Origin of the sequence: Puniceibacterium sediminis, from assembly GCF_900188035.1 — a bacterium.
GTDB classification, from domain to species: Bacteria; Pseudomonadota; Alphaproteobacteria; order Rhodobacterales; family Rhodobacteraceae; genus Puniceibacterium; species Puniceibacterium sediminis.
Map to the genome: position 1 here is coordinate 1 of NZ_FZNN01000056.1, position 1,564 is coordinate 1,564.

The window sequence follows — 1,564 nt, forward strand, 5'->3', positions numbered from 1 at the left end:
TACTGGCTATGAGATGCCGTAACGGGTCCTGCGTTGCGCATCGCCTTTGCCACTTGCCAGATCAGCGCCGTGCTGTCGCCATTCCCGTATTGAACCCACATGGAGGACGACGGGATGAGACTGTTTATCGGACTGGACGTGTCAGTGGCCAAGACCGCGATTTGCGTGATCAGCGAACACGGCAAAGTCATCAAGGAAACAGAGGTTATGAGCGAACCCGAGGTTCTGGTGCGCTTGCTGGGCAGTCTGGACGGAAGTGTTGCCGCGATTGGGCTGGAGGCTGGACCGTTGTCGCAATGGCTGCATCGCGGACTGACCGAAGCGGGTCTGGATGCCGTTCTGATGGAGACGCGACAGGTGAAGGGTGCGCTAAAGGCGATGCCGATCAAGACGGATCGGCGCGATGCTGAGGGGATTGCGCGCCTACTTCATCTCGGCTGGTTCCGCCCTGTTCACTGCAAATCGGTCTCGGCTCAAGAAACCCGCGCCGTTCTCAGTGCGCGGAAGGCCATTCAGCAAAATATGATCGCACTGGAGATGTCGCTACGAGGGCTTCTTCGGAACTTTGGTCTGAAGGTCGGCGCAATCTCCCGTGGCAGATTCGAGAGCCGCATTCGGGAAATGGCCGAGGGCAACACTATGCTTGAGACGGCAACATCTCCCATGCTGCGGGCCAGAGCGGCGCTTCGTCTGGAACTCGCAACCCTTGAGAAGCAGGTACGCCAGCTCGCTCAGGACGATCCAATCTGTGTGCGGCTGATGACGATGCCCGGAATTGGCGCAGTCGTCGCGCTGACTTATAGGTCGGCGGTCGATGATCCTGCGCGCTTCCGATCTTCAAAGAGGATCGGTCCATGGGTTGGTTTGACGCCATCGCGCAACCAGTCCGGTGAGCGTGATGTATCCGGCGGCATTACCAAAGCCGGTGATGTTAACCTGCGGCGGGCATTGTGCCAGGCCGCAACCGTCATGATGAACCGTGGCAGATCGACATGGCTGAGAACATGGGGCGCACAACTGGCACAACGGCGTGGCCGAAAGATTGCGATGGTTGCTCAGGCGCGTCGTATCGCCGTCATACTCCATCGAATTTGGGTCGATGGCACAACCTTCCAGCCCGATGCCGCGCCAAAAGTTGCCTGACCGGATGATACTCCACCCGTTGCCTGCTTGATCGCAGGCTTTCGAGGTCCCACAGGGACGTGGTTCCGATGATGCCGTGGTCTGGACCGTCGCTGACTTCTGTCAAGCACGCCTATGAGATGGGCACATCGGAATTACATCGAACCAGCATCATGTTGGCAGCCTAGGCGTTGACCACGGACCGAAGCATGTACCCGAAGGACCTCAACCGAAAGCCGCAAGATAAAGCACAACAGACAAGGCGAACAAAAAGCTCCGCTTTGGCGGCTTAACTCGTTTGCCCAAAATCCCTTGACTCGGACGGCCCCGTTACCCAAGTCCAGAACCTAAGGCCCGCCATGAAGTCTTCATCGCTATTCCAGGTAGGACGCGCCGCCGCCGCCTGACTGTTCTAAACCAACTCGACGACGTCAACCGATTG

At 58.2% G+C, this 1,564-nt stretch carries 1 protein-coding gene; it reads left to right on the forward strand.

From position 1 onward, the window contains the following. Nucleotides 1–114: 114 nt before the first annotated feature. Complete coding sequence (locus tag CHB75_RS21130) at nt 115–1,143, forward strand: IS110 family RNA-guided transposase (RefSeq protein ID WP_089274134.1); 1,029 nt, start codon at nt 115–117, stop codon at nt 1,141–1,143. Nucleotides 1,144–1,564 lie beyond the last annotated feature (421 nt).

What these genes read in the sequence shown, in the direction of transcription:
- CHB75_RS21130 (WP_089274134.1), top strand. Translation starts at nt 115, where the DNA reads ATGAGACTGTTTATCGGACTGGACGTGTCAGTGGCCAAGACCGCGATT.